At 46.0% G+C, this 1850-nt stretch carries 3 protein-coding genes; all 3 read right to left on the reverse strand.

The window, feature by feature from the left end:
• Window positions 1-497: 497 nt before the first annotated feature.
• Genes tatC through tatA form a run of 3 tightly spaced genes read right to left on the reverse strand, consistent with a single transcriptional unit; the run spans window position 498 to window position 1805 of the window.
• The gene (gene tatC, locus KDK17_RS16775; RefSeq protein WP_257288596.1) at window positions 498-1244 is read right to left on the reverse strand and encodes a twin-arginine translocase subunit TatC; all 747 of its coding nucleotides are present in this window, start codon (window positions 1242-1244) and stop codon (window positions 498-500) included.
• Window positions 1245-1278: 34 nt separating this feature from the next.
• Window positions 1279-1572 carry a Sec-independent protein translocase protein TatB gene (gene tatB / locus KDK17_RS16780; RefSeq protein ID WP_257275062.1) on the reverse strand — a complete coding sequence of 98 codons (294 nt, stop codon included), beginning with the start codon at window positions 1570-1572 and terminating at the stop codon, window positions 1279-1281.
• Window positions 1573-1583: 11 nt separating this feature from the next.
• Window positions 1584-1805 (reverse strand): twin-arginine translocase TatA/TatE family subunit, encoded by a 222-nt coding sequence (tatA, locus tag KDK17_RS19670; RefSeq protein WP_368736450.1) that lies wholly within the window; start codon window positions 1803-1805, stop codon window positions 1584-1586.
• Between the last annotated feature and the right edge of the window lie 45 nt (window positions 1806-1850).

The raw sequence follows: 1850 nt of genomic DNA on the forward strand, positions 1-1850 counted from the left end.
TAACAAAGCCGATGAGTGGAATGCTCATCGGCTTTTTTGTTGTGAAAAATATTTTGCCATGTCGTTTTCCATCACTGATGGTGACGCGAAATGTTTCTCTTAACTACGTGTATTTGAGGCTGCCGGAATCAAGGTTTGCCCACCTGACAAGCCCCGAGCAGGCAAACTACAGGGGTATCCTGCAAGGCCTCTTCTATTTTTGGTTGTAAGTAGCGTGGGAAGTATGGCATCAGAAGGTGTTTCAAGTTTCGGCTAATTGTCTATTACTCTAGCGTCTATTTGACGGTTTATAAAGCGTCTAATTGCCTATTTAGCTTCCGGCTAAATGTCGGTTTTATTTCTTTTTTTATTTTTTTTCTAATAAAAACAGTAGTTATGTGGGTTTTTTGGTTGCTTGAGTCTATGGTTTTTTGCAGGCCGAAAATGGCCTGCTACTCGCTTTAAATCTTGCCAGGCTTTCCCGATAAATACGGATCTTGACGCGGGTTCGTTCATTCTCAAGAAGACTTTTTCATAAAAGGCGTCATCCGGGCAAACAAAAGTCCAAGCTCAAACAACAGCCACATAGGTCCAGCCAGCAGGCTCTGGGATATCACGTCGGGTGGTGTCAGAAGCATACCGATCACAAAACAGCCTACTACGATGTAAGGACGTTTCCTGGACAGGGATTCAACGGTGCTAATGCCAGACCAGATCAGTAACAGTGTTGCGACAGGGATTTCGAAGGCCAGCCCAAAGGCAAAAAAGAGTTTAAGAATAAAGTTCAGGTAGCTGCTGATGTCAGTCATCATGGTGACCGTTTCAGGTCCGGTCGTGGTGAAGAAACCAAAGATCAATGGAAACACCACAAAATAGGCAAAGGTGACACCGGCATAAAAGAGTATGACGCTGGTTATGAGCAATGGGATGGCCAGATGCTTTTCATTCTTGTACAGGCCGGGAGCAATAAATCCCCAGACCTGATGAAGAATAAAGGGAATGGCCAGAAATAGGGAAAGTACCAGGCTGAGTTTAAATGGAGCAAAGAAAGGGGAGGTAACATCGGTGGCTATCATGCTGGTGCCTTCTGGCATCAACAAGCGCAGGGGTTCAGACACCAGCTCATAAATGTCATTGGAAAAGTAAAACAGTACGGCAAAGAACAGCAGGGTGACCACCATGCTTTTCAGTACGCGAGTTCGTAACTCAAGTAGATGCTGAATCAGGGGTTGTTCTGATTGAACCGTCGGGGTTTCAGTCTTCATAAATGTCTCGGCAGGCATCCAATAAAGGCAGCACTCAGGCCGCCTTTATGTTGGAATCGGATGGTTTGGAGGGATTTTCAGTGGCTACGGTTGCTTCTTGTTTCAGAGATCGAACCTGTTGATTCAGCTCGTCCAGCTGAAGATCCTGTTTGATCTCATCGACCTTTAGCTCTCTGTTAACCGTTTCTTTTATATTGCTGGCGCTGCTACGCAGGTAGTTGATCCACTGCAGGCCGGTTTTTATTGCGTGAGGTAAGCGCTCGGGCCCCAGAATCACCAGACCGAGTACCGAGATAACCAGCAGTTCGGCAAAGCCAATATCAAACACGCTGACAGTCCTCAGGCTTTGTTATGACTCAGTTCCCTGTTCTTGTCATTGTCCTGGTTATTGGTCGCAAGGTTTTCTGAAGAACCGGAGTCATCGCTGATGCTCTTCCTGAAACCCTTGATAGCTCCACCCAGGTCGCTGCCAAGACCTTTAAGTCGTTTGGTGCCAAACAGCATGACAACAATCAACAGTACGATTAACAGTTGCCAGATACTGATACCGCCAAGGCCCATAGTGATTCTTCCTTTATGATTCTTTGAAAGCGATCACTATAGCGT

Origin of the sequence: Endozoicomonas sp. SESOKO2 (assembly GCF_024606245.1) — a bacterium.
Taxonomy (GTDB): Bacteria; Pseudomonadota; Gammaproteobacteria; order Pseudomonadales; family Endozoicomonadaceae; genus Endozoicomonas_A.

Bases quoted from the DNA above. Each gene is read 5' to 3' on its own strand.
- tatA (WP_368736450.1), bottom strand. From the start codon at position 1,805: ATGGGCCTTGGCGGTATCAGTATCTGGCAACTGTTAATCGTACTGTTG.
- tatC (WP_257288596.1), bottom strand. From the start codon at position 1,244: ATGAAGACTGAAACCCCGACGGTTCAATCAGAACAACCCCTGATTCAG.